26 protein-coding genes are annotated in these 25,161 nt (G+C 70.9%); 19 read left to right on the top strand and 7 right to left on the bottom strand.

Annotated features, from left to right (window positions below):
- Positions 1–11: 11 nt before the first annotated feature.
- Genes aroC through ACBJ32_RS14750 form a run of 5 tightly spaced genes read left to right on the top strand, consistent with a single transcriptional unit; the run spans position 12 to position 3,964 of the window.
- Entirely contained in the window at positions 12–1,193 is a 1,182-nt protein-coding gene (gene aroC, locus ACBJ32_RS14770; protein ID WP_375127190.1) for a chorismate synthase, read from the top strand.
- Positions 1,190–1,690 (top strand): shikimate kinase, encoded by a 501-nt coding sequence (locus ACBJ32_RS14765; protein WP_375127189.1) that lies wholly within the window; start codon positions 1,190–1,192, stop codon positions 1,688–1,690. Before aroC ends, ACBJ32_RS14765 begins: the two co-directional genes overlap by 4 nt.
- A complete protein-coding gene (gene aroB, locus ACBJ32_RS14760; protein ID WP_357868939.1) occupies positions 1,687–2,781 on the top strand; it encodes a 3-dehydroquinate synthase in 1,095 nt (364 codons plus the stop codon). The genes ACBJ32_RS14765 and aroB overlap by 4 nt, the downstream gene beginning before the upstream one ends.
- Complete coding sequence (aroQ, locus tag ACBJ32_RS14755) at positions 2,778–3,212, top strand: type II 3-dehydroquinate dehydratase (RefSeq protein WP_375127188.1); 435 nt, start codon at positions 2,778–2,780, stop codon at positions 3,210–3,212. Before aroB ends, aroQ begins: the two co-directional genes overlap by 4 nt.
- Positions 3,209–3,964, top strand: a complete 756-nt coding sequence (locus ACBJ32_RS14750; RefSeq protein WP_375127187.1) for an SGNH/GDSL hydrolase family protein — start codon at positions 3,209–3,211, stop codon at positions 3,962–3,964. Before aroQ ends, ACBJ32_RS14750 begins: the two co-directional genes overlap by 4 nt.
- Before the next feature lie 425 nt (positions 3,965–4,389).
- Here the strand turns inward: ACBJ32_RS14750 and ACBJ32_RS14745 are convergent, their stop codons facing one another.
- Positions 4,390–6,384, bottom strand: a complete 1,995-nt coding sequence (locus tag ACBJ32_RS14745; RefSeq protein ID WP_375127186.1) for an ATP-dependent DNA helicase — start codon at positions 6,382–6,384, stop codon at positions 4,390–4,392.
- 374 nt (positions 6,385–6,758) lie between these two features.
- On the opposite strand from ACBJ32_RS14745, the gene ACBJ32_RS14740 reads away from it, so the two are divergent.
- Positions 6,759–7,805: a hypothetical protein gene (locus ACBJ32_RS14740; protein WP_375127185.1), complete on the top strand. Its 1,047-nt coding sequence runs from the start codon at positions 6,759–6,761 to the stop codon at positions 7,803–7,805.
- 110 nt (positions 7,806–7,915) lie between these two features.
- Positions 7,916–9,478 carry a Na+/H+ antiporter gene (locus ACBJ32_RS14735; RefSeq protein WP_375127184.1) on the top strand — a complete coding sequence of 521 codons (1,563 nt, stop codon included), beginning with the start codon at positions 7,916–7,918 and terminating at the stop codon, positions 9,476–9,478.
- A 3-nt stretch (positions 9,479–9,481) separates the two neighbouring features.
- On the opposite strand, the gene ACBJ32_RS14730 is transcribed toward ACBJ32_RS14735, so the two are convergent.
- Positions 9,482–9,739 carry a UBP-type zinc finger domain-containing protein gene (locus ACBJ32_RS14730; RefSeq protein ID WP_375127183.1) on the bottom strand — a complete coding sequence of 86 codons (258 nt, stop codon included), beginning with the start codon at positions 9,737–9,739 and terminating at the stop codon, positions 9,482–9,484.
- 127 nt (positions 9,740–9,866) lie between these two features.
- Here ACBJ32_RS14730 and ACBJ32_RS14725 point away from each other — a divergent pair, with 127 nt between their 5' ends.
- From ACBJ32_RS14725 to ACBJ32_RS14680, 10 genes are all read left to right on the top strand, one after another.
- Entirely contained in the window at positions 9,867–10,628 is a 762-nt protein-coding gene (locus tag ACBJ32_RS14725) for an ABC transporter ATP-binding protein (RefSeq protein ID WP_357868958.1), read from the top strand.
- On the top strand, positions 10,616–11,380 hold the full coding sequence (locus tag ACBJ32_RS14720) for an ABC transporter ATP-binding protein (protein WP_357868961.1): 765 nt from the start codon (positions 10,616–10,618) through the stop codon (positions 11,378–11,380). The genes ACBJ32_RS14725 and ACBJ32_RS14720 overlap by 13 nt, the downstream gene beginning before the upstream one ends.
- Complete coding sequence (locus ACBJ32_RS14715) at positions 11,377–13,224, top strand: AMP-dependent synthetase/ligase (protein WP_375127182.1); 1,848 nt, start codon at positions 11,377–11,379, stop codon at positions 13,222–13,224. Before ACBJ32_RS14720 ends, ACBJ32_RS14715 begins: the two co-directional genes overlap by 4 nt.
- Positions 13,221–14,108, top strand: coding sequence for a branched-chain amino acid ABC transporter permease (locus ACBJ32_RS14710; RefSeq protein WP_375127181.1), 888 nt, complete (start codon positions 13,221–13,223; stop codon positions 14,106–14,108). Before ACBJ32_RS14715 ends, ACBJ32_RS14710 begins: the two co-directional genes overlap by 4 nt.
- Positions 14,105–15,268, top strand: a complete 1,164-nt coding sequence (locus ACBJ32_RS14705; protein ID WP_375127180.1) for a branched-chain amino acid ABC transporter permease — start codon at positions 14,105–14,107, stop codon at positions 15,266–15,268. The genes ACBJ32_RS14710 and ACBJ32_RS14705 overlap by 4 nt, the downstream gene beginning before the upstream one ends.
- Positions 15,269–15,433: 165 nt before the next feature.
- Entirely contained in the window at positions 15,434–16,579 is a 1,146-nt protein-coding gene (locus ACBJ32_RS14700) for an ABC transporter substrate-binding protein (RefSeq protein WP_375127179.1), read from the top strand.
- A gap of 130 nt (positions 16,580–16,709) precedes the next feature.
- A complete protein-coding gene (locus ACBJ32_RS14695; protein ID WP_375127178.1) occupies positions 16,710–16,934 on the top strand; it encodes a hypothetical protein in 225 nt (74 codons plus the stop codon).
- Positions 16,931–17,545 (top strand): hypothetical protein, encoded by a 615-nt coding sequence (locus ACBJ32_RS14690; RefSeq protein ID WP_375127177.1) that lies wholly within the window; start codon positions 16,931–16,933, stop codon positions 17,543–17,545. Before ACBJ32_RS14695 ends, ACBJ32_RS14690 begins: the two co-directional genes overlap by 4 nt.
- A gap of 222 nt (positions 17,546–17,767) precedes the next feature.
- Positions 17,768–18,316: a GntR family transcriptional regulator gene (locus ACBJ32_RS14685; RefSeq protein WP_375127176.1), complete on the top strand. Its 549-nt coding sequence runs from the start codon at positions 17,768–17,770 to the stop codon at positions 18,314–18,316.
- A gap of 54 nt (positions 18,317–18,370) precedes the next feature.
- Positions 18,371–18,898: a DinB family protein gene (locus ACBJ32_RS14680; RefSeq protein ID WP_375127175.1), complete on the top strand. Its 528-nt coding sequence runs from the start codon at positions 18,371–18,373 to the stop codon at positions 18,896–18,898.
- Between the two features lies 1 nt (position 18,899).
- Here ACBJ32_RS14680 and ACBJ32_RS14675 read toward each other — a convergent pair whose 3' ends face one another.
- Both ACBJ32_RS14675 and ACBJ32_RS14670 read right to left on the bottom strand, forming a co-directional pair.
- Entirely contained in the window at positions 18,900–19,712 is an 813-nt protein-coding gene (locus tag ACBJ32_RS14675; RefSeq protein ID WP_375127174.1) for an endonuclease/exonuclease/phosphatase family protein, read from the bottom strand.
- 39 nt (positions 19,713–19,751) lie between these two features.
- The gene (locus ACBJ32_RS14670; protein WP_375127173.1) at positions 19,752–20,147 is read right to left on the bottom strand and encodes a hypothetical protein; all 396 of its coding nucleotides are present in this window, start codon (positions 20,145–20,147) and stop codon (positions 19,752–19,754) included.
- Between the two features lie 127 nt (positions 20,148–20,274).
- Between ACBJ32_RS14670 and ACBJ32_RS14665 the strand changes: the two genes are divergently transcribed.
- Positions 20,275–20,730, top strand: coding sequence for an excisionase family DNA-binding protein (locus ACBJ32_RS14665; protein WP_375127172.1), 456 nt, complete (start codon positions 20,275–20,277; stop codon positions 20,728–20,730).
- A gap of 3 nt (positions 20,731–20,733) precedes the next feature.
- Positions 20,734–21,288, top strand: a complete 555-nt coding sequence (locus tag ACBJ32_RS14660; RefSeq protein ID WP_375127171.1) for a PIN domain-containing protein — start codon at positions 20,734–20,736, stop codon at positions 21,286–21,288.
- 106 nt (positions 21,289–21,394) lie between these two features.
- Here ACBJ32_RS14660 and ACBJ32_RS14655 read toward each other — a convergent pair whose 3' ends face one another.
- The 3 genes from ACBJ32_RS14655 to ACBJ32_RS14645 form a co-directional block, all read right to left on the bottom strand.
- On the bottom strand, positions 21,395–23,533 hold the full coding sequence (locus ACBJ32_RS14655; protein ID WP_375127170.1) for a transglycosylase domain-containing protein: 2,139 nt from the start codon (positions 23,531–23,533) through the stop codon (positions 21,395–21,397).
- Positions 23,533–24,477 (bottom strand): class A beta-lactamase, encoded by a 945-nt coding sequence (bla, locus tag ACBJ32_RS14650; RefSeq protein WP_375127169.1) that lies wholly within the window; start codon positions 24,475–24,477, stop codon positions 23,533–23,535. The genes ACBJ32_RS14655 and bla overlap by 1 nt, the downstream gene beginning before the upstream one ends.
- Positions 24,478–24,596: 119 nt before the next feature.
- Positions 24,597–25,067 carry a hypothetical protein gene (locus ACBJ32_RS14645; RefSeq protein WP_375127168.1) on the bottom strand — a complete coding sequence of 157 codons (471 nt, stop codon included), beginning with the start codon at positions 25,065–25,067 and terminating at the stop codon, positions 24,597–24,599.
- Positions 25,068–25,161: the final 94 nt, after the last annotated feature.

Genomic DNA, 25,161 nt, shown 5'->3' with positions numbered 1-25,161 from the left:
GACTTGTACGTATGTTGCGCTGGTTGACCGCCGGAGAGTCCCACGGCCCCGAACTCGTCGCCATCCTCGAAGGCCTGCCGGCCGGGGTGGAGGTGACCACGGCCGCCATCGACGAGGCCCTGCGCCGCCGCAGGCTCGGCTACGGGCGCGGCGCGCGGATGAAGTTCGAGCAGGACCAGGTGACGATCGTCGGAGGCGTCCGCCACGGGCGCACGATGGGCAGCCCGGTCGCGGTCCGCGTGGGCAACACCGAGTGGCCCAAGTGGGAGAAGGTCATGGCGGCCGACCCGGTCGACCCGGACGAGCTGGACGGCCTGGCCCGCAACGCCCCGCGGTCGCGCCCCCGCCCCGGCCACGCCGACCTGGCGGGCATGCAGAAGTACGGCTTCGACGACGCCCGCAACGTGCTCGACCGGGCCAGCGCCCGCGAGACCGCCGCCCGGGTGGCGCTCGGCGAGGTCGCCAGGCGCTTCCTGAAGCAGGCGCTCGGCGTCGACATCGTCAGCCACGTCACCGAGATCGGCGGCGCGCGCACCCCGGCCGAGACCCTGCCGGGCCCCGGCGACCTGGCCAGGATCGACGACGACCCGGTCAGGTGCTCCGACCCCGAGGGCAGCGCCGCGATGGTCGCCGTGATCGACAAGGCGCACAAGGACGGCGACACGCTCGGCGGCGTCGTCGAGGTCCTCGCCTACGGCCTGCCGCCCGGCCTGGGCAGCTACACGCACTGGGACCGCAGGCTCGACTCCAGGCTCGCCGGCGCGCTCATGGGCATCCAGGCGATCAAGGGCGTCGCGGTCGGCGACGGCTTCGAGACCGCGCGCAGGCCCGGCTCCCGCGCCCACGACGAGATCGAGTACACCACCGAGGACGGGGTGCGCCGCATCACCAACCGCGCGGGCGGCCTCGAAGGCGGCATGACCAACGGCGAGATCCTGCGGGTCAGCGCCGCGATGAAGCCGATCTCCACCGTTCCCAGGGCGCTGGCCACGATCGACGTCAAGACCGGCGAGGCCGCCAAGGCCCACCACGAGCGCTCCGACGTGTGCGCCGTCCCGGCCGCGGGCATCGTGGCCGAGGCGATGGTCGCGCTGGTGCTGGCCGACGCGGCGATCGAGAAGTTCGGTGGCGACTCCGTCGAGGAAGTCGCCCGCAACCTGTCCGGATACCTCTCTTCCATGGTGATCAAATGACACGCGCTGTGCTGATCGGCCCGCCCGGGTCCGGCAAGAGCACGCTCGGGCGGCTGCTGGCCGAGCGGCTCGGCGTCGAATTCCGCGACACCGACGCCGACGTCGAGGCCGTGGCGGGCAAGTCCGTCGCCGACATCTTCGTCGAGGACGGCGAGGCCCGCTTCCGCGAGCTGGAGCACGAGGCCGTACGCCGCGCGCTGGCCGAGCACGACGGCATCCTGTCCCTCGGCGGCGGCGCCGTGCTGCACGAGGAGACCCAGGCCCTGCTCGCCGGTCACCACGTCGTCTACCTCCAGGTCGGGCTGTCCGACGCGGTCCAGCGGGTCGGGCTCGCGGCGGCCAGGCCGCTGCTGGTGCTCAACCCGCGCAGCCAGCTCAAGAAGCTCATGGAGGAGCGGCGGCCGGTCTACGAGCGGCTGGCCGTGACGACCGTGGTGACGGACAAGCGCGAGCCGGAAGAGCTCGCCGACGAGATCATGAAGGGCCTGCCCGCATGACGACCCCGGACGAGAGCGCGACGGCCGCGACGCGAATCCACGTACGCGGCGACAGCCCGTACGACGTGGTGGTCGGCACCGGCGTGCTGGCGGAGCTGACCACGCTGTTCAAGCCCGGCGTGCGCACCGTCGCGGTGATCGGCCCGCAGACCCTGCCCGGGATCACCCGGCCGGTGAGCGAGGCGCTGTCCGGCAGCGGCTACGAGGTCGTCGAGCTGCCCGTGCCCGACGGCGAGCAGGCCAAGACCGTCGAGGTGGCCGCGCGGCTCTGGTCCGAGCTGGGCCGCCACGGCGTCACCCGCTCCGACGCCGTGGTCGGCGTGGGCGGCGGCGCGACGACGGACCTGGCCGGGTTCGTGGCCGCCACGTGGCTGCGCGGCGTGCAGGTCGTGCTCGTGCCCACGACGCTGCTGGCCATGGTCGACGCGGCGGTCGGCGGCAAGAACGGCATCGACACGCCCGAGGGCAAGAACCTCGTCGGCACCTTCCTGCCCCCCGCGGGCGTGCTGTGCGAGCTGTCCACGCTGGCCGGCATGCCGAAGGCCGACTACGTCGCGGGCCTGGCCGAGATCATCAAGGGCGGCTTCATCGCCGACCCCGAGATCCTGCGGCTCATCGAGTCCGACCCGGAGGCCGCCACCCGCCCCGACGGCCCCCACACCCGCGAGCTGATCGAACGCAAGATCCAGGTCAAGGCCGACGTCGTGGGCGCCGACCTGCGCGAGGCCGGGCTGCGCGAGATCCTCAACTACGGTCACACGCTCGCCCACGCCATCGAACGCGACCAGCACTACGGCATCCGCCACGGCGAGGCCGTCGCCATCGGCATGGTCTACGCCGCCGAGCTGTCCAGGCTCTCCGGCCGCGCCGACGTCGTCGCCCGCACCCGCGCCATCCTCACCGCCGTCGGCCTGCCCACCACCTACCACGCCGACGCCTGGCCCCGGCTGCGCGACCACATGCGCCTGGACAAGAAGAACCGCGGAGCCAAGCAGCGGTTCGTCGTGCTCGACGACCTGGCCAGGCCGGGCCGCCTCGAAGGCCCGGCAGAAGAGCTGCTCGAAGCCGCCTACAAGGAGATCTCGGCATGATCCTCGTGCTCAACGGGCCCAACCTGGGCCGGCTCGGCAAGCGTGAGCCCTCCGTCTACGGGGCCGGCACGTACGAGGACCTCGTCGACCTCTGCCGCGAGACCGGCGGGAAGCTCGGCCACGACGTCGAGGTGCGCCAGACCGACTCCGAGGCCGAGCTGATCGGGTGGATCCACGAGGCGTGCGACGGCCAGATCCCGGTCGTGCTCAATCCGGCCGCTTTCACGCATTACTCCTACGCGCTGCGCGACGCCATCGCCCAGCGCACCGCCCCGCTCATCGAGGTGCACATCTCCAACCCCGCGGCCAGGGAAGAGTTTCGCCATACCTCTGTCGTGGCCGGGGTGGCGACGGGCACCATCGCGGGGTTCGGACTACAGTCGTACGTCCTTGCGCTGCACGCTATCTCGGAGATGAACACCACCTCATGAGGCACTACAAGTCCTTCGTCGCCCTCGGCGACAGCTTCACAGAAGGACTGAACGATCCCGGGCCGGACGGGCACTACCGTGGCTGGGCCGACCGGGTGGCCGAGCGGCTCGCCGCCGACGACCCCTCCTTCCGCTACGCCAACCTGGCCGTGCGCGGCAAGCTGATCGACCAGATCGTGGCCGAGCAGGTGCCGCTGGCCGTGGACATGGCGCCCGACCTGGTCAGCTTCTGCGCCGGCGGGAACGATCTGCTGCGGCCCGGCAGCGACCCCGACGTGATGGCCAAGAAGCTCGCCAGGGCCGTGCGGGACCTGCGGGGCTGCGGGGCGGAGGTGGTGCTGTTCACGGGCGTGGACCCGCGGGACACGCCGCTGATGCGGCGGCTGCGCGGCCGGTTCGCCGTCTTCTACCTGCACGTGCGGTCCATCGCCGACCTGTACGGGTGCCGGCTCGTCGATCAGTGGTCCATGCAGGGGCTGCGTGACTGGCGGGCGTGGAGCCCCGATCGGCTGCACATGAACGAGGACGGGCACCGGCTCGTGGCCGCCCGGGTGCTCGATGTGCTGGGGGTGCCGTTCGAGGACTGGCGCAAGGAGTGGCCGGACCGGGCGGTGGATCCGCGGGCGCGGCGGCGCGAGGACGCTCAGTGGCTTCGCGAGCATCTGGTGCCGTGGGTGTCCCGCCGACTCCGAGGGGTGTCTTCGGGGGATGGGCTGTCTCCGAAGCGTCCCGATCTCGCTCCCTGGTCGTAGAACCTTTTCTTTTGTTACGGCAGGCCGGCGTGGCGCCACCCGCCGTTCGGGGCTGAGGGCCTCCAGGGGGACGCCTCTGGACCCGCACGGGGCCGGCCGGCCGTCACGGCGCGTCGTTGACCGGGTCCGTGGTTCAACCCCTTCCCGCCGCACACGTCGCGCCGGGTCCGCCGGTACGGCTGCTCGCCGTACCGGCGCCGGGAGGCGCGCGGTCGTGCCGTGGTCGCCGTGCGGCGCGGCTCGCTCCGCAATCGGACGCACGCCCCGGAGCCTCGCCGCACCCGCCACGCGACGCTGAGACGCGTGATGCCGCGTGGCGTGCGAAGCCCGTCGTGCGACACAACGCGGCCCGCTGTTCGAGCCGGTGCCGTGGAGCCCCTGCGCGTGCTCGCTCTGCCCCGATGGGCCTGCCAGGCCCCGGCGGGTCAGGAGGGGTCGGCTGTGAGGCGCTTCAGGGCGGCGCGGGGGACGGACGGGTCTGTGGTGCGCCAGAACGGGGGGAGGGAGTTCAGCAGGAAGCCGCTGTAGCGGGCCGTGGCGAGCCGGGGGTCCAGGACCGCGATGACGCCCTTGTCGTCCTGGGCGCGCAGGAGGCGGCCGGCGCCCTGGGCCAGCAGGAGCGCGGCGTGGTTGGCCGCCACCGCCATGAAGCCGTTGCCGCCCCTGGCCGCCACGTGGCGTTGCCTGGCCGAGGTGAGGGGGTCGTCGGGGCGGGGGAAGGGGACGCGGTCGATGATGACCAGCCTGAGCGACGGGCCGGGGACGTCGACGCCCTGCCAGAGCGACAGCGTGCCGAACAGGCAGGTCGGCTCGTCCTCGGAGAACTGCTTGACCAGGAGCATCGTCGAGTCGTCGCCCTGGCACAGCAGCGGCACGTCCAGGCGGTCGCGCAGCGCTTCGGTGGCGGCCTTGGCGGCGCGCATGGAGGAGAACAGGCCGAGCGTGCGGCCGCCGGCGGCCTCGATGAGCTCGGTGATCTCGTCGAGGTACTGCTGCGGGAGCCCGTCGCGGCCGGGCTGGGGCAGGTGTTTGGCGACGTACAGGATGCCGGCGCGGGGGTGGTCGAACGGGGAGCCGACGTCGATGCCCTGCCACTTGCCCTCGGCGAGCCCCCACTGCGCCGCCAGCGCGTCGAACGTGCCGCCGAGCGCCAGGGTGGCCGAGGTGAGCACCACCGTGCGCTCGCCGAACAGCTTGTCGCGGAGCATGCCGCTGACGGTGAGCGGCGCGACGCGCAGGGAGGGCGGGCGGCGGTCGGTGGCGCCGTCGAGCCAGACCACCTCGGCCCGGTCGGCCTCGGAGGCGTGCCCGTAGGCGTCGAGCATGCGCACCGCCGTGTCGTGCACCTCGTCGAGCGCGGTGAACGCGGCCTTGCGCTGGCCCGCCTTGTCGGGGTCGTCCTTGTCGGCGTTGCGCGGGCCCATGGCGGTGATGCAGCGCCAGGCCGTGTCGCGGATGAGCTGCAGGGTCAGCCCGAGCACCTGCGGCAGCTCGTCGATGCGGCCGGGCGGGGCGGCGGCCAGCAGCGCCTTGAGGTCTTCGCCGGCCTCCATGAGTTGGTCGGCGATGGGCTGGTCGATCAGGCGGCCGACCCGGCGCACGGCCAGCATGACCGACGCCTCCGACAGCTCCGCGGTGACCACCGAGGTGACCCGGTCGACCAGCTCGTGGGCCTCGTCCACCACCACGACCTCGTGCTCGGGCAGGACCGGCAGGTCGCCCATGGCGTCGATGGCCAGCAGCGCGTGGTTGGTGACGACGACGTCGACCTCGCCGGCCCGCGCCCTGGCCAGCTCGGCGAAGCACTCGGCCCCGCTGGGGCAGCGGGTGGCGCCCAGGCACTCCTGGGCGCTCACGGAGAACTGCCGCCACGCCTGCTCGCTGACGCCCGGCACCAGCTCGTCGCGGTCGCCGGTCTCGGTCTGCTCGGCCCACTCCTGGATGCGCTGCACCATGCGGCCGGTCGCGCTCACCTCGCGCGGGTCGAAGAGCTGGTCCTGCTCGTCCTCCTCGGGCCAGCCCGCCGTCGCCTTGTAGCGGCACAGGTAGTTGCGGCGGCCCTTGAGTATGGCGAACGTCGGCTCGTGCGGCAGCTCCTTGGCCAGCGTCTCGGCCAGCCGGGGCAGGTCGCGGTCGACCAGCTGGCGCTGCAGCGCGATGGTGGCGGTGGAGATGACGACGGGGGAGTCGCTGTCCATGGCGTGCCGGATCGAGGGCACGAGATAGGCCAGGGACTTGCCGGTGCCCGTGCCCGCCTGGACGGCCAGGTGCTCTCCGTCGTCGATGGCCTTCTGCACCGCGCGGACCATGGTGAGCTGGCCCTGCCGTTCGCTCCCGCCGAGAGCGTTGACCGCGATGCTGAGCAGTTCGTCCACTGGTGGGAGATGGGAGTCCGGCACGGCAGTAAACGCTACCTGCATTCCGGGGTCGCCGCGCCGAACGCGGTGTGATCGGCCAGACGCATCCCGGCGTTCCCGGATACTCCCGGCGGGTTGCGTGGCACACTGGGCGATCGGAACTCCAACTGGTCGCGGAAGTGCCTCACAGGGTGTGACCGGAGGGAGTCCGGGTGTAGATGGTCAGGCCGGTTCCTCTGGGTTTTCCGGGGTTGAGTGGACGAATAAAGGCTGGTTAAAGCAGTATGTCTGCCATGTCGGAAGTTGTCCCGTTGCCGTCGTTCGGCGAAGTCTTCTTCGATGCACGAGGTCAGGAGCGGTGCCTCCGCGTCACGTGGCATGAGGGGACACTGGTCCTCAGCCTGTGGCGCGGTGAGATGTGCACAGCGAGCTTCCGCATGCCGATGGAGGATGTCGGCCGGCTGCTCGACACCCTCGACGAGGGGTTCGCGGAGGCGACGGGCGAGCAGCCCGCCGTGCCCGCGCACGACCCCGGCACGGAGGTCATGCCGGGCACCGGCACGTACCACCGGCCCCAGCAGCACAGCCAGCAGCAGCCACCGCCGCCGCCGCCGCAGCTCGACGAGCGGCCCACGGCCGCCCTGTCGCCCAACGACGTCCTCGTGGCCAGGGGCCCGGCCCCGCAGGACAAGCTGGTGGCCTCGTACGGCGAGACCGCGGCCCCCAGGGACACCACCCCGGCGTACGGCGAGCCCCGCACGCCCTTCACCGGCCCGCAGTACGTGGAGACGACGGGGCCGCAGCCGAGGTACACCGGCGACCCCTTCAGCGGCCCCCAGTACACCTCCGACCCGCTGAGCGGCCCCCACTACACGCAGCAGCCGCCGCCGGCCGCCGAGCCGTTCACCGGCCCGCAGTACATCGACAGCGCCGAGCCCGTCTACCAGATGCCCGGCGGCGACCAGCGCAGGCAGTCGCCGATCAGCACCGACCCGCTCGGCTTCCCCTCCCAGGCCGCCGAGCCGTACCAGCCCGCCGCGCAGCAGCAGCCGTACCAGCAGGACCCGTACTCCTCCGACCCGTACGGGAGCCGGCGCTCCGACGGCTACCAGCCGGCCCAGCCAGAGCCCCAGCCGAGCACGGCGGGGCTGGGCACGCCCATGCACGGCATCCCGGGGGCGGGCCGCCGCCGCGCCGCTCCCCAGCAGCCGCAGCAGCCCGTCCAGGACTACGGCTCCTACCAGCAGCAGAGCCCGCAGCAGCCCCCCAACCCGGTGGACCCGCTGCTGGCGCTCGGCCGCCAGGAGCAGTACCCGCCGCAGGACCAGTACGGGCAGGACCAGTACGGGCAGGACCAGTACACGCAGCAGCCCGACGCGGGCATGTCCCGCCCGTACGTCGGGGACCCCATGTTCTCCACGGGCGAGCGCCTGCGCCCCGAGCAGCCCGACTACCACGAGAGAAGCGACCGCAGGGAGTGGTGACGCCCCGCCTCGGCGCGGCAGGTACGCTCTCGGCGGGACGATTGGGCTGAGGCGGTCGTCGGCTCGCGATCGCCCGGCTGGGGGCTGGAGGGGCGCCGGTGGATCCGAGCATGGGTTTGCAGTTGCTGCTGCTTGCCGGGGGTGCGGTCGGCGTGGCGGCCATCGCGCGGCGCAAGGGCTGGCCGGCGCCGCTGCTGCTGGTGGCGGCCGGGCTGCTGGTCTCGCCGCTGGTGCCGTCGGTGCCGCTGCAGCCGGAGCTGGTGCTGTACGTGTTCCTGCCGCCGCTGCTCTACTCCGCCGCGCTCGACAGCTCCTACCTGCGCCTGCGTGACGTCAAGCGGGCCGTGGGGCTGCTGTCGATCGGGCTGGTGCTGTTCACCACGGCCGTCGTCGGGCTGGTCGTGCACCTCATGCTGCCCGATCTGCCGCTGGCGCTGGCGTTCGCGCTGGGCGCCATCATCGCCCCGCCCGACGCGGTGGCGGCCGTCGCGGTCGGCCGCCGGCTGGGGCTGCCGCGCCGGTCGCTGACCATCCTCATCGGCGAGAGCCTGTTCAACGACGCCACCGCGCTCACGCTCTACCGCGTGGCCATCGGGGCGGCCGTGGGCGGGGCCGTCAGCCTGTGGGAGGGGCTGGGGGAGTTCCTGTTCGCCGCCGCAGGCGGGGTGGTGATCGGGCTGGCGCTGGCGTTCGCCTTCGCCTGGATCTTCCAGCGCACCCGTGACTCGCTGGTCGAGAACACGCTGATGCTGCTGATCCCGTTCGCCGCCTACCTGGCGGCGGAGAGCGTGCACGCCTCGGGCGTGATCGCGGTCGTGATCGTCGGCCTCTACCTGGGCAACCGCATGCATCTGCGGGGGTTCGGCACCCGGCTGGTGTCCGACGCGGTGTGGAAGGTCACCGACTTCTTCCTCGAGGCGATCGTGTTCGCGCTCATCGGGCTGCAGCTCGTGACCGTGATCGAGGGCATCACCGGCTACAGCGCCTGGGCGGTCGCCGGGTACGCGGTGGCGGTGCTGGCGGTGACGATCGTCAGCAGGTTCGTGTGGGTGTTCACGGTGACACTCGTGATCAAGGTGTGGCGCAGGGGGAGCGCGCCGTCCTCCGCCGAGTCGGTGATCCTCGGCTGGGCGGGCATGCGGGGCGTGGTGTCGCTGGCGGCGGCGTTCTCGATCTCGGGGGTGGCCCCGCGGGACCGGGCGCTGCTGCTGTTCCTGACGTTCACGACCGTGATCGGCACCCTGCTCATCCAGGGCACCACGTTCCCCGCGCTGATCAGGCGGCTGGGCGTGTCGAGCGAGCAGGAGCAGTACGAGGACCGCCTGGCCGAGGCGGCGGCGCAGCAGGCCGCGCTGGAGTCGGGCCTGGCGGAGCTGGAGCGGCTGGTCGGGGAGCTCGACGGCGAGCCCGACGAGATCCAGCGCCAGGTGATCGACCAGCTCAGGGAGAAGTCGTGGCGCCGCTCGCTGTCGGCGTGGGAGCGCCTGGGCGGCGGCACGGGCGCGGGCGGCGCCGAGACGCCGAGCGCCCTCTACCGCCGCCTGCGCCGCGACATGCTGCAGGCCGAGCGACAGGTGTTCGTCCGGCTGCGTGACGAGCGCCGCCTCGACGACGAGGTGCTGCGCGAGGTGATGGCGCAGCTCGACTTCGAGGAGGCGATCCTCGAAAGGTGATCCTCACCCCATCTGGTTGTCCACGAAGCACCACCGCCAGTCCTCGCCGCGCTCGTACGACTGCATGACCGGGTGACCCGTCTCGTGGAAGTGCCCCGTGGCGTGCTTGGCCGGGGAGGAGTCGCAACATCCGACGTGCCCGCACTCCAGGCAGCGCCGCAGGTGCACCCAGCGGCCCCCCACGGCCAGGCACTCCTCGCAGCCCTCCGGAGTCTTCGCGGCGGGGTCGTCGGCCTCGGAAAGATGCTCACAAATTGCCATACCGGAAATCCTAGGCGCACCGTGCCGTGCGAATTTCGGCCGGGCCTCTTGTCGGTCGCTGAGCAAGCGTGGACATTGGCCTCATCGGGGGGAGTGATGTAGGCCACACGATCCCGGGGAGCCGCGCGTGCTGGAGGTACGCAATCTCGAAGTCGTCTACGACGACGTGATGCTCGTCCTGCGCGGTGTGAGCATCCGCGTGCCGCCCGGCTCCGTCGTGGCGCTGCTCGGCGCGAACGGCGCGGGCAAGACCACCCTGCTGCGGGCCCTGTCGGGGCTGCTCGGCGTGCACGACGGCGAGATCACCAAGGGCGAGGTCACGCTGGAGGGCGAGCCCATCCACGAGCTGCGGCCCGCCCAGATCGTCCGGCGCGGCGTCAGCCAGGTGATGGAGGGCCGGCGCATCCTGGCCGAGCTGACCGTCGAGGAGAACCTCAAGGTCGGCGGCCACACGGCCGCCGAGTCCCACCTGGACCGCGTCTACGGCCTGTTCCCGGTGCTGCGGGAGCGGCGCAGGAGCGTGTCGGGCTACCTGTCGGGCGGCGAGCAGCAGATGCTGGCCGTCGGCCGCGCCCTGATGGCGGGCCCGAAGTACCTGCTGCTGGACGAGCCCAGCCTGGGCCTGGCGCCGTCGCTGGTGGGCCAGGTGCGCGACCTCATCGTGGAGATCAACCGCCAGGGCACGACGGTCCTGCTGGTCGAGCAGAACGCCACGATGGCCCTGTCCATCGCCTCGCACGGCTACGTCATGGAGACCGGGAAGATCGTGATGGACAAGCCGTCGCGCGAGCTGCTCGCCGACGAGGACATCAAGGAGTTCTACCTGGGGGCCGTCCGGTCGTTCCGCGAGGTCAAGCACTACAAGCGGAGAAAAAGATGGCTCTCCTGACGTTCGAGGACGTGCATCTGAGCTTCGCCGGGGTGAAGGCCATCGACGGGGTCTCCTTCGAGGTGCGGCAGGCGGAGCTGCTGGCCCTCATCGGCCCGAACGGCGCGGGCAAGACCTCGATCTTCAACGTGCTGTCCGGCGTCTACCGGCCGCAGCGCGGGCGGGTCACGTTCCTCGGCGAGAACCTGCTGGCCCGCCGGCCGCACGAGATCGCCGCCATGGGCCTGGCCCGGACGTTCCAGAACGTGGAGCTCTTCCACAACCTGACCGTCCTGGACAACCTCATGCTCGGCCGCCACCACCACTTCCGCTACGGCGTGCTGCCGGCGCTCGCCTGGTACGGCCGAGCCAGGCGGGCCGAGCTGGCCGCCCGCGCCAGGATCGAGGACATCATCGACTTCCTGGAGCTGGAGGCGTGGCGCCGCCATCCCGTGCGGCTGCTGCCGTACGGGATCCAGAAGCGGGTCGAGCTGGGCCGGGCGCTGGCCATGGAGCCCCGGCTGCTCCTGCTGGACGAGCCCGTGGCCGGCATGAACCTGGAGGAGACCGAGGACATGGCCAGGTTCGTGATGGACATCCGGGACGAGCTGGGCATCCCCGTGGTGCTCGTGGACCACGACATGGCGCTGGTCATGGACCTGGCCGACCGGGTGCTCGTGCTCGACTTCGGCCGCCCTGTCGCGCTCGGCGACCCGGCCGAGGTGCAGCAGGACCCCGCGGTCATCGAGGCGTACCTGGGAGGGACCGCATGAGCGCGGGCACCGCCGTGGGGACGGCCACCATCGTCACGAGGGTGCGCGAGCGCGCCAGGAGCGCCCCCGAGGCCGTCGCCATGCGGCACAAGGACTTCGGCATCTGGCAGGAGGTCACCTGGGCCGCGTACTGGACGCAGGTCGAGCTGGTCGCCCACGCCCTGCTCGCGCTCGGCGTCGAGCCGGGCGACCGGGTGGCCGTGCACTCCGAGAACCGCCCGGAGTGGCTTTACGCCGATCTCGGCACGGTCGCCGCGCGCGCCATCACGGTCGGCCTGTACCCGACGAACCCGCCCGCTGAGGTCGCCTACCTGCTGGCCGACTCCGGCGCCAAGATCCTCCTCGCCGAGGACCAGGAGCAGGTGGACAAGGCGCTGTCCGTCCGCGACGAGTGCCCCGAGCTGCGGCGCATCGTCTACCTGGAGCCGCGCGGCATCCGCGGCCGCTACGACGACGACGTGCTCATGTCCTGGCCCGAGCTGCTCGCGCTCGGGGCGGAGCACCGCGCCGCGCACCCCGGCGCCGTGGAGCGCCGCATGGCCGAGGCGGAGCCCTCCGACGTGATGACGCTCATCTACACCTCCGGCACCACGGGCCCGCCCAAGGGCGTGATGCTCACCGTCGCCAACGTCGAGTTCGCCGTGCTCACCCTGGTCGAGGGCGGCGGCTTCACCTCCCCGCCGCCCTCGGAACGCGATCTCGCGCTGTCGTACCTGCCGCTGTGCCACGTGGCCGAGCGGGCGTTCACCGTGTGGTTCAACTCGGCGGCCGGGGTGCAGGTGAACTTCGCTGAGTCCATCGACACCGTCCAGGCCAACCTGCGGGAGGTGCAGCCGACGATCCTGTTCGGGGTGCCGCGCATCTGGGAGAAGGTCCTGGCGCAGGTCAACATCAGGCTGGAGTCGGCCTCACCGGTGAAGCGGGCGTTCACCAGGCTCTGGCTGCGGGTGGCCGACCGGGTCGGCGACTCGCTGGTGCGCACCGGCGGCCGGCACACGCCGGGGACGCGGGCGGCGTACGCGGCGGGCTGGGTGTTCTGCTACCGCTCGCTGCGCGAGCGGCTCGGCATGCGGCGGGTCCGCTACGCCGCCTCCGGCGCCGCGCCGATCGCGCCGGACGTGCTCAAGTTCTACATGGGGATCGGCGTGCCCATGCACGAGGTGTACGGCATGAGCGAGAACACCGCCGTCGCCACCGCCAACCGCCCGGGACGGGTGCGCCTGGGCACGGTCGGCGAGCCGCACCCCGGCATCGAGCTGAAGATCGACGAGGCCACCGGCGAGATCATGACCAGGCACCCGGGCAACTTCGCCGGCTACTGGCGCAACCCGCGCGCCACGGCCGACGTGCTGGACGAGGACGGCTGGCTGCGCACCGGCGACGTGGGCGAGTGGGTGGACGGCACGCACGTGCGGATCACCGACCGCATGAAGGACATCATCATCACGGCCGGCGGCAAGAACATCGCGCCCAGCGAGATCGAGAACGCGCTGAAGGCGTCGCCGTACGTGAAGGAGGCCGTGGTGATCGGGGACCAGCGGCCGTACCTGGTGGCGCTGATCGGGATCGAGCTGGACACCGTGGGGGAGTGGGCGCGGCGGCGCGGCCTGCCGTACACGACCTACCGGGATCTGTCGGGCAAGCCGCAGGTGCGCGAGCTGGTCCAGGGGATCGTGAACGGGGTGAACGAGCGGTTCGCGTACGTGGAGCAGGTCAAGCGGTTCGCGTTCCTGCCCAAGGAGCTCGACCACGAGGACGGCGAGCTGACCGCCACGCAGAAGGTCAAGCGCTCGGCCATCGCCAAGCTCTTCGAGGACCTGGTCGAAGGGATGTACGCCCGGTGAAGGGGTTGCTGGAGTCGGTGATCAGGGGCCTGGGGAACGGGTCGGTGTACGCGCTGCTCGCGCTCGGCTTCGTGATCATCTACAAGGCCACGCGGGTGATCAGCTTCGCCCAGCCCGCCCTCATGCTGGCCGGGGCCGTCGCGGTCAGCTACCTGGCCGGGGTGACCGGCTTCCATGCGGCCGTGCTGCTGGCGGCGCTGCTCATCGCGGGCGTGGCGCTGGTCGTCGAGCGGGTGGCGATCAGGCCGATGGTGGGCCGGCCGGTGTTCGTCGTGGCGATCATCACGCTCGGCATCGACGTGGTGCTGCGGGTGGTGGTGAACGCCTTCATCGGCCGGGACGTGCGCCAGGTCGGGGACCCGTGGGGGTTCACGCAGGTCTCGCTCGGGCCGCTGGTCGTGCAGTCGCGCTGGCTGGCCATGATGCTGGTCACCGCCGTGCTGGTGGCGCTGCTGTTCGTGTTCTTCCGCTACACGCGCTACGGGCTGGCGATGCGGGCGGCGGCCTTCGACCAGGAGATCGCGCTGGCCCAGGGGGTTTCGGTGGGGGCGGTGTTCGCGCTGTCGTGGGGGCTGGCCGGGTTCCTGGCGGCGATCGCCGGGATGTTCGTCGGCACCGGGCAGGGGATCGAGCAGATGACCTGGGTGATCGCGCTGAAGGCGCTGCCGGCGATCATCGTGGGCGGGCTCGACTCGCTGGGCGGGGCCGTGGCGGGCGGGCTGGTCGTGGGCGTGGTGGAGTCGCTGTTCCAGTCGTACCAGGGGGAGTTCGCGCCGTGGCTGGGGCAGAACTTCGCGGTCGTGTCGCCGTACGTGGTGATGCTGCTCGTGCTGCTGGTGCGGCCGTACGGGCTGTTCGGGACCCGGGAGGTCGAGCGGGTATGACCGAGACGCGGACCTCCGCGGGGGCACCTCCTGACATACCGACCGGCCGGTCCCGGCGGGTGCGCGGCCGGCCGCTGCTCTACACCTCCTACGCCCAGGACATGGCGCTGCTCGACACGCCCGCCAAGAAGGTGTCGACGGGGCTGCTGGTGCTGGTGGCGTTCGCGCTGGCGGTGCTGCTGCAGGACCGGTCGCTGGAGGTGCTGGCGGGGGCGTACGTGCTGGCCATCGGGGCGATCGGGCTCAACATCGTCACCGGGTACGCCGGGCAGGTCTCGCTCGGGCACGCGTTCTTCGTCGCGATCGGCGCGTACACGGCGGCCGCCCTGTCGGGTCCCCCTGATGGGGAGAACGTGGGGTACGGCGTCGCCGAGCTGTGGATCTGGCTGCCCGCCGCCGGCCTGGTCGCCGCCGCGGCCGGGGTGCTGGTCGCGCCGCTGGCCACCCGGCTGCGCGGCCTCTACCTCGCCGTCGTCACGCTCGGGCTGGTCTTCCTGGGCGAGCACATCTTCAAGGAGTGGCAGGAGCTGACCGGCGGGCCCGGAGTGGGCAGGGAGGCGGCGATCCCGCAGCTCCTCGGCGTACGGCTGGACCAGGACGGGCCGCTCGGCACCAAGGAGCAGCTCCTCTACACGCTCATGCTGACGCTGCTCATCGTCTTCGCCGTGGCCGCCCGCAACCTGGCGCGCTCCCGCATCGGCCGCGCCTTCGCCGCCATCCGCGACCGCGACATCGCCGCCGCCGTCATCGGGGTGCCGCTGACCCGCTACAAGGTGCTCGCCTTCGGCGTCTCGTCGTTCTACGCCGGGTGCGCGGGCGGGCTGCTGTACACGATCTCCGGGTACGTCGAGCCGGGGTCGTTCAACCTGCTGCTGTCGGTGCAGTTCATCGCGATGGTGCTGATCGGCGGGGTGGCGACGGTGTCGGGGGCCGTCGCGGGGGCGCTGTTCATCTCGCTGCTGCAGCCGGTGACCAGGTCGCTGCCGGCGCTGGTGCCGTTCATCAGCGGGGACACGACGCAGACACCGAACGTGTTCCAGGTCGAGACCGTCCTGTACGGGCTGCTGATCGTGCTGTTCCTCATCTTCGAGCCACGGGGCCTGTTCGGCCTGTGGATCCGGGTCCGCAACTACTGGAAGTCCTGGCCTTTCTCGTACTAGCTCGCTCCAGGAGGGTTCTCCATGAAGAGTCGCTATGCAGTCCCTGTTGTCGCCATAGCGGCCCTTCTGTCCGCATGCGGCGTCTTCCGGGGGGACGACCAAGGCAGTGGAGGCGGCCCCGCCGCCCAGGCTCCAGGTGTCACCACCGAGCCCTGCCCGTCCGCCGTGGACAGGAACAAGGGCTGCATCTACCTCGGCACCATCTCCGACCTCACCTCCGGCCCCTTCGCCGCGCTCGCCGTCCCCATCACCGACGCCCAGAAGGCCTTCTGGGCGCGCGTCAACAAGGCGGGCGGCATCGGCGGCAAGTACGAGGTGGACGTCACCAGGTACGTCAAGGACAACAAGTACAACCCGGAGGTGCACCGGCAGGTCTACAACGAGATCAAGGACCAGGTGCTCGGCCTCGCCCAGACCCTCGGCTCGCCCACGACCGCCGCCATCATCGGCGACCTCAAGGCCAACAACGTCGTCTCCGCCCCCGCGTCGTGGACCTCGGCCTGGGAGTTCGAGGACGTCATCGTCGAGACCGGGTCGAACTATTGCGTGGAGGCGATGAACTCGGTCGACTACGCGGTGGACACGTACCGGGTGAAGTCCGTCATGGCCGTCCACCTGGCGGGCGACTACGGCGCGGACGCCGCGGCCGGCGCCAAGGCGGCCGCCGAGCGCAGCGGCCTGACCTTCACCCACGTCGAAACCCCGACCGGCGCCACCGAGCAGGGCCGCGCCATCACCGAGATCACCAAGAACAAGCCCGACCTGGTCATCCTGACCACGGGCCCCGCGGACGCCGCCACGATCGTCGGCCAGTCGGCCGCGGCCGGGTACAAGGGGCGCTTCATCGGCACGGGCCCGACGTGGAACCCGGCCCTGCTGCAGTCCCCCGCCGCCCCCGCCCTGAAGGCCCTGTACGAGCAGTCGGCCCCCGGCAAGCCCTGGGACGCCGACACCCCCGGCCACAAGGCGATGCGGGAAGCGCTCCCCGGCGTCACCCCCAACGACGGCTACACCTCGGGATGGGCGTGGGCGTACCCCATGAAGGCGGCCCTGGACGCGATGGTGGCCGGCGGGAACGTGAGCAGGAGCGGCCTGCTGGCGGCGGTGAAGACGCTGAAGACGGTGGACTACGAGGGCATGCTGCCGGCGGAGGCGGGCAACTTCGCGGACCAGTCGGCGGTCTTCAGGCAGACGCTGATCAACAAGGTGGACGACAAGGCGACGACGGGTGTCACCATGGTCAAGGACTTCTTCACGGGGCCGACGGCCCAGGCCTACACCTTCGACGGCCCCTGCTTCTCCAAGCTGTAGGTGGGCCCGCGCCCCCACCCGTCGCTCGATCACCGACCGGGCCGTTGTGTGCTCTGAACCCCTCTCCGGCCCGGTTGACACTCTGCAACCTAAGTTGCCTGAAAGACTGCAACCTCGGTAGCCTACAGTGGTGATGAAAAAGCGGGACCTGGAGCGGCGGATGCGCAGGCTGGCCAAAGAGTACGGCGTATCTGTCCACTCCACCGAAGGCGGCAGCCACACCAAGTGGCATGCCGGATCGGAGGCGATGCCTGTCCCGCGCCATTCGGAGGTCAACGAACGTACGGCCAAGGGAATCCTGGAGAACTGGGAAAGCATTCTTGTCGAGGTCGCGAAGGAGCAGGAGCAGCAGTGAGCAAGCGTGACACCTACACGATCACCGCCAGCAGGAGTGATGACTGGTGGGCCTTGACCGTCTCCGGACCCGGCCTGAAGCGGAGCTTCCACACGCAGGTCAAGCGCTTGGAACAAGCCGAGGACATGGCGAGGGATCTCGTGGTCACGATGCTGAATGCGGACGTCTCCGAGGTCGATGCCGAGTTCGACTTGACCGTGGCCGATGATGAGGTCGCAACGGAACTGGAAGCTACGCTGATGACCCGCCTCGCGGCGACTGTCGTCAGGCAGAAGGCCGCCGAAGCGACGCATGCAACGGTGGCTGATTTGGCGCGAAGAGGTTACGTTCACCGCGACATCGGTTACCTCCTCGGCATGTCACATCAAGCAGTCGGAAAGCTCCTGAACGAGGAGGAGAAGGGGACGACCGCATCTGCCGAGGACGCCAGTACTCGTTCTCTGCGGGAATTGCTTGATCGGCTTCACACGACGGGCGACACGGAAGCGCTGTTCAAGTCCTATCTGCTCGAGGTGTCCGCGGGCGATCCGCCGGACCGTAAGTTGAACAGGCTGAGGGCGTTGGGTGAGCAACTGCGGCACGGCGCACGACGGCGGCTGACAGACGCCTGACCGTACAACGAACACCGTCGCACGACGTGCCGGCTGACCTGGACCCCGGGCCGGGCGACGGCCGAGGGCCCGCGCAGGGGCGTCGCGGCAGGGCACTAGAGTGCCTGCGGCGTGCCGGATTCGACAGGAGGCGAGATTCGCATGGGCGACGAGACGCCGAGGCGGGAAGGAGTCCAGGGCAGCGGTCCCGCAGGACCAGCTCCCGGGGGTCAGGCTTCCGGCGTGCCGCGCGTGCTCGTGCGGCGGACGTTGCCGACGGAGCCCGCCGTGCGGGGCTCAGCGTCGTTGTTCCTGTCGGAGGCGCAGCGTCAGGGCCTGAAGGCCGGTCGCCGGATGTTGTACGTCGGGCTGGAACCGGCCGGCGACCACGTGGCGGCCTGCCTGCGGATCGAGCCGGGCACGGACGTCGTGGCGCGGCGCAAGATGATGACCGCGAACGACGTCCCCGTACGCATCGCCACGAGCTACTTCCGCGCCGACCTCTTCGGCGGCACCCGGCTCGCCGAGCCGGACTTCGTGCGGCCGTCGCTGCAGTCCGCGCTCGTCGCCCTCGGTCACACGTTCGGCCGCGCGGAGGAGAGCCTGGTCGCCCGGCCGCCGGTGGCGTTCGAGCGGGAGACGCTGGAGCTCGATCCGGGGGAGTGGATCGTCCAGGTGCTGCGGGCGAGCTACTCCACCGCGGACACCCCCGTCCACGTGCTGGAAACGATCTGCGCCGCGAGCCGGCACGTCTTCTCCATCGCTCAGGTCTCGGGCCACGACGAGTTCTGAGGCCCGCTCATAAACCGTTTTACGGCCGGGGCCGGGGCGTGCGAGCATCGGCCGATGTCCGGATCGCGATGTGAGCTGCTGCGCTGGCAGTTCGAGTTCACCTGGTCACTGTTCGAGTACCACCTGGAACGGCTGCGGCCGGAGGACTTCCTGTGGGAGCCCGCCCGCACCTGCTGGACCGTGCGCCGCGACGCCGCGGGGGTGTGGGAGCCGGACTGGGCGGAGACCGAGCCCGACCCCGTTCCCGTGCCGACGATCGCCTGGGTGAGCTGGCACATCGGCTGGTGGTGGAGCGTGACCATCGATCACGCGCGGGGCCGGGCGCTGCGCGACAGGTCGGAGGTCAGGTGGCCGGGTGACGGGGAGAGCGCCGTCGCGTGGCTGCGCGGGCTGCGGGAGGAGTGGCTGGCGGTGCTGGGGCGGCTCACCGACAGTGACCTGGAGGCTGCGGCGCCGTTCCCGTGGCCGGAGGAGTCCGGGCACACCGTGGCGCACATGCTCGCCTGGGTCAACGCCGAGCTGATGAAGAACGTCACGGAGATCGGTCAGCTACGGCTGCTGCGCGCCGCCGGCCTCCGCTGAGTCACGGCATCGCCTCGAGATCCGCCATGAGGCCGAAGTGGTCGCTGGCCCAGACGCCGTCCACCGGATGGTCGAAGATCTGCCGGCAGTTCACCAGCCGCAGCGTGGGCCCGTTGCCGTGGCACCGTACGAAGAGGTAGTCGATGCGCCGGCCCGTTTCCAGCGGCCAGTTCCCGCTCCGCACCAGCGGGTTGACCGGCGTGAACGTGTGCCCGGGCGCGTCGGGGTGCGCCCACCGCCACACGTCGCGGTAGGCCACGCTCATCCCCTCCAGGGATTGCAGCCCGGCCCAGAACCGGACGCCGGCGGACTCGGGCGGCGCGTCGAAGTCCCCCGCCACCACCACGTGCACGCGGTCCCCATCCCCGGCGACCTCCTCGACCAGCCTGGCCGCCCGGACGGCCTGCAGCTCGCGCTCGTGCTCGTGGCCGAGCCGGAAGGAGGGCTTGTGGTTGACGAACAGCAGCGGCACCCCCCGCAACTCCGGGACCAGCACCTCGGCCAGCCCGACCCACCCCGCGAACTCCGACGGGTCCACCCGGGAGGTGACGTCCAGACGCATCTGCCGGACCTCGCGCAGGGGCCAGCGGCTGGCGATCGAGGCCCGCGTGCCGTCGGCTTCGCCGCCTTCCTGGTGGACGACGTGGTAGCCGGGGCCCAGCAGGTCGACGACCTGGTCGTAGTCGTCCGTCACGACGGACTCCTGCAGGGCGACGAGGTCCGGGTCCAGGTCGCGCAACCCGTCGATCAGGAGTTGCCTGCGCCTGCTCCAGGAGCCGTGGCGGGCCCAGAGGTTGAGTGTGGCGACGCGCATGCCTCCGGCGCTACCCGGACGAGGAGATCGAGAACGGGATCAGCGGCCGAACCAGCGAGCCGTGGAGGGGACGGCGAGCAGGATGACGGTCGCCGCCGGGACGGCGCTCTGGAAGAGCGTGCTGAACAAGCTGATGTCGCTGTCGAACAGGGGCTTGGCGAGGATCAGGGCACCGGTGGCCGCCTGGATGGCGATGGCCGCCCAGCGTACCGGCCTCCTGCGGGACGGCCAGCGGGCCACCACCAGCCACAGGAGCGCCGTGACGGCGGCAGATGCGAGCAGGAGCAGCAGGAAGGGGGCGGCGAAGCCGGATGAGGCGAAGAGGTAGACGCAGAGGGCGATCCCCGCGAAGCCGGCGCCCATCTGGAGGGTCAGGATGAACCTGGCGATGTGCGCGGTGACCGGCATGTGTTCGACCTGTAGGTCCTGAGTCACGCGATCATTCTGTACGACAAGGGACGGATCCGTGCTGGGGAGGGCCCGGCACGAGGGCAAGGACGGGCATGTCGAGGCTTGCGTTTGCTTCGTTCATTGCGGATACTTCGTTTAGGAGGTAACGGCGATGACGGAAGTCCAGGCGAAGCGTCTCGAACCCGGCACCATCGACGCCGAGGTGGCCGGTCGCGCCATGCGCCGGATCAAGGATTACCTGCTGCGCCATCCCGAGCAGAGCGCCATCCCGGTCGCCGGGGAGCATGGTGGGGAAGACGCGCTGATCCTGCCGCGGAGTGCTGTAAGTCTGCTCGTCTTCATCCTTGCTCAGGCGGCTCAGGGGCGCGGTGTGACCGTCATACCGTCGAACGCCGAACTGACCACGCAGCAGGCGGCGGACATGCTCAACGTGTCGCGGCCCTACTTGATCAAGCTTCTCGAATCAGGCGAGATCCCCTTCCGGCTTGTGGGTAAACACCGTCGCATCACGTGTGAGGCGCTGCAGGACTACAAGCGCCACGACGACGCCAAGCGCCGGGCCGCCGCCGACGAGCTTTCGGCGCTAGGGCAAGAGCTAGGTATCTGATCCATGGCCTTCGTGGTGCTCTACGACGCGAACGTGCTGTACGGCAACACGCTCCGTGACCTGCTCATCCGCATCGCCATGGCAGGCCGGATACGCGCGAGATGGAGCCGCGGCATTCTCGATGAGATGGAGGACAATCTCGCGGCCAACCGGCCCGACATTCCGCGGGAGAAACTGGCCAGGTTGCGCCGCCTGATGAATGCCGCGGTCAGAGACAGCCTGGTGGAGGGCTACGAGCCGCTGATCGAAGGCTTGAAGCTGCCCGATCCTGGTGACCGGCATGTGCTGGCCGCGGCGATCAAATGCGGCGCGCAGGTCATCGTCACCTCGAACCTGAAGGACTTTCCCGCACAGGACATGGCCGTTTGGGGCATCGAGGCCAAGTCCCCTGATGACTTCGTCCTGGATCAGATCGATCTCGACCATCGCATCGTCTGGGCATGCGTGCAGCAGATCGCCGACTCGCGGACCAATCCGCCGGAGACCGTCGGGGACGTGCTCGATGCACTTGAGAGCGCGGGCCTGGTGGAGTCTGTCACCGCCTTGCGCGCCGGCTAGGGGGCGGACCTGAGGCTCTCCTGCATTTGCGTGCCCATCTTCGACGTGCCAGTCGGCCGACCCGCGTCCTCGTCGGGCGAGGACGCGGGTCAGCCGTTACGCTCGCCTACTCCAGGACGTCTTCGGGAGCCAGGGTCACCTCCGGGGTGGCCTCGCCGTCCTTCGGCCCCTTGTCGGGGCGGCAGCTCTCCGAGCAGCCCTCGAAGCGGGCCTCGTCGATCGGCGTGAACGACGTGGCGGGCACGCCGCGCAGCGCCGACAGCATCGTGTCGCGCCAGATGGGGCCGGGGATGCTGGCCCCCTGGACCGCCCCGTAGTACCGGCCGCCGATCGTGACGCCCGTCAGCTTGTGCTGCTGGGAGCCGCGCGGGTCGCCCAGGCTCACCGCGCCCGCCAGGTCGGGGGTGAAGCCGGCGAACCAGGCCGAGGCGTAGTCGTCCGTGGTGCCCGTCTTGCCGGCCGCGTCGCGGTCGAGGCCGCCGACGCCGCTCATCGTGCCCTCGGTGAAGACGCCCGACAGGACTTCGGCTGTCGCGACCGCGATGCCCGGGTCCAGAGCCTGGCGGCATTTCGGGCGGTAGCGGGTGGTCTTGCCGTCGCGGTCGGTGATCTTGGTGATCGCCAGCGGGGCGCAGTACGTGCCGCGGGCGGCGATCGCCGCGTACGCCGTGGCCACCGTGACGGGGTCGGACTCGTTGATGCCGAGCGTGAACGTCTCGTACTCCTGCAGCTTCTTGCCGTCCGCGCGCCGGATGCCGAGCGACTTGGCCGTCGTGACCGTCTCGCAGAGGCCGACCCGCTCCTCCAGCTCCATGAAGAACGTGTTCACCGAGTCCCACGTGCCGGTCCTGAGGGTCTTCCAGCCGGGGGAGCCCTCGTCGTTGGTGACGGTGTGGGTCGGGTCGCCGATGTTCTGGCCCTTGCACGTCTTGAACGTCGAGTACGCGGGCGCCCGGTAGCCCGCGCCCGCCGCGATGCCGTCGTCCAGCTTCATGCCCTGCTGCAGGGCCGTGATGAGGGTGAACGTCTTGAACGTGGAGCCGGGCTGGAAGCCGATGCCGCCGCCGTGGGCGGTGTTGGCCACGACGTTGTAGGAGATCTCGTTCTTGGCCGCGTTCCGGCCGTAGCGCCGGCTGGCCGCCATGGCCTTGATCGCGCCCGTGCCGGGTTCGACCAGGGCCTGGGCGGCGACGGGGGCGTCCGACGGGTGCACGTACCGCTTGAGCGCCCGGTCGGCCGCCGCCTGCATGGCCGGGTCGAGCGTGGTCGTGATCGTCAGGCCGCCGCGGTTGAGCATCGTGAGCCTGGCCTTGGCGGTGCGGCCGAAGTCCGGGTTGCCGAGGATCTCGTGGCGGACGTAGAGGCAGAAGTACGGGTACTGGCTGCTCTCGCAGCCGCCCGGGATGCTGGTGCCCTTGTAGCCGAGCTTGGCGGCCTTCGCCTGGGCCGCCTCGGCCGCGGTGATCTTGCCCAGCTCGGCCATCCGGTCCAGGACGACGTTGCGCCGCTTGAGCAGGCGCTCGCGCTGCTGCTTGCCCAGGTTCGGGTCCGTGGCGTTGGGGTCCTGGACGGCGCCGGCCAGCGTGGCGGCCTGGGGGAGGGTGAGGTTGGCCGCGGAGACGCCGAAGAAGCGCCTGGCCGCCGCCTCCACGCCGTACGCGCTGGCGCCGAAGTACGCGATGTTCAGATATTTGGCGAGAATCTCGTCCTTGGTGTACTTCTTCTCGATGCCCATCGCGTACCGCAACTCGTTGAGCTTGCGCGCGTAGCTCGCCTCGACGGCCGCGTTCCGCTCCTCCTCGGTGTCGGCCGAGTTGAGCAGCACCTGCTTGACGTACTGCTGGGTGATGCTGGACCCGCCCTGGCTCACCTTGCCGGACTGCAGGTTCGTGGCCAGCGCGCGCAGCGTGCCCTCGATGTCGATGGCCCCGTGCTCGTAGAAGCGGAAGTCCTCGATCGCCACGATCGCCGTCTTCATCGTCCCGGCGATCTCGTCGAACCCGACGACCTCGCGGTACTCCTCGTAGAAGCGGGCGATCTCCCCGCCCCTGGCGTCCCGCACGATCGTGACCTCCGCCGGCGGCGGCTCGGCCAGGTCGAGCGGCTTGAGGTTCACCTCGCCCGCCGCCGTCACGAAGCCGAGCCCGGCGCCCCCGACGGCCGGGACCGCGATCGCGGCCACCACCAGGCCCGCCGCCGCGCCCGCGGCGGCCAGGCGCACGATGTTCGTCCCCCGACGCGACATCAGAGCCTGCCGAGCCCGCGGGCCAGGATCGTGGCGGTCTTCGCGACGGTCGCGTCGTCCGCGGCGGCCACCGTGCGGTGGGTGTAGACGGCCAGGATGATCGGCGCGCTGGACGTGCCGGACGGCCAGACGACGGCGATGTCGTTGGCGCCGCCGATCTCGGCGTTCGTGCCCGTCTTGTCGCCGATCTTCCAGGTCTTGGGCAGGCCGGCGCGGATGCGCGCGTCGCCGGTCTTGTTCGCGATCAGCCAGGCGTTGAGCTGCTCGCGGTCCTTGGCCTGCAGCGCGTTGCCCGCCGTGAGCAGGCGCAGGTCACGGGCGATGGCCGCGGGCGTGGTGGTGTCGCGCTTCTCCTTGGCGGTCCAGTCGTTCAGCTCGGTCTCGTAGCGGTCGAGCCGGGAGATCGGGTCCTTGAGCGAGCGGAAGTACCTCGTCAGCCCCGCGGGCCCGCCGATCTGCTTGAGGATCATGTTGGCCGCGGTGTTGTCGCTCTCGGTGATGGTCGCCTCGCAGAGCCTGGCGACGCTCAGGCCGTCCTCGACGTGCTTCTCGGTGGTGGGGGAGTTGGGCTTGAGGTCGGCGGCCGTCCACTTGACGACCTTCTCCATCAGCCCGGGCTCGGAGGTGCGGGCCCTGTGCAGCGCGGCCGCGCACAGCGGCGCCTTGAACGTGGACAGCAGCGGGAAACGTTCGCCGGAACGGTATCCGACGGTCTTGCCGGTCGCGGTGTCGATGGCGTACGCGCCGATGCGGCCCTTGAAGGACGCCTCCAGCGCGCGCAGCTCCTTCTTGACCCGCGCCTGCGCCGCGTCCGGCGACGCCACCTGCTGGGTGGCGGGGGTGGCAGCCGAGGCCGTGCCCGTGGTGAGAGCGCCGCCCGCCACGAGGGAGACGGTCAGGGCGGCGGCCGCCTGGAGCGCGGCCCGGGTGCGGAGGTGTCGCATGCGTATGTCCTCGCTGTCGTGCGATGGGTCCGGAGGTGAGGAGCAAAGCAGATGCGATCACGTCATGTCTAATAGCGATATCGCGAAACGAGCGATATCCGATGTCTTATGAGTGCAGGTCAGCGGCGGATGAGCAGCAATGCCAGGAGGCCGGCGGCGACGAGGCCCGCGGCGTGCAGGCACAGGGTCGGCACGATGCCGAACCGGTCGCCGAGCGCGCCCGCGAGCGTCATCCCGAGCAGCCCCGTGGCGGCGCGGGCGCTGACGAGCACGCCGAAGACGGCGCCCGTGCGGTCGGCGGGCGCGCGGGTCTGGGCCAGCGTCATGAGGCCGGCCATCGAGGCGGCGGCGGGCACCCCGGCGGCCATCGCCCCCACGAGCCGGGCCATCTGGCCGCTCTGCCCGTGCAGCGCGTTGGCGCGTACGAGCTGCTCCTTGGGCACGACCTGGGGCAGCTGCGCCTTCTGGGCGGGGAACAGCACGGTGCTGAGCACCCTCGTCCACAGCGCGACCGCGTACAAGTCGCGGTTGCCGCCGAGCAGCGCCCGGATCCCGTCGCGCTGCCGGTGGGGATGATCTTCCGAGGGCATGCCTGGAATCTGCGGTCCCGCCGGAGGGCTTGTCCAGACCTTGCTGAAACGGCAACAGGATTCGCCTGACGCGCCCTGCGGGCCGGATAGTGCC

Source organism: Nonomuraea sp. GTA35, assembly GCF_041950525.1.
Taxonomy (GTDB): domain Bacteria; phylum Actinomycetota; class Actinomycetes; order Streptosporangiales; family Streptosporangiaceae; genus Nonomuraea.
The sequence above is the reverse complement of the archived record's forward strand: the minus strand, read 5'-3'. Positions and strand labels throughout refer to the sequence as shown.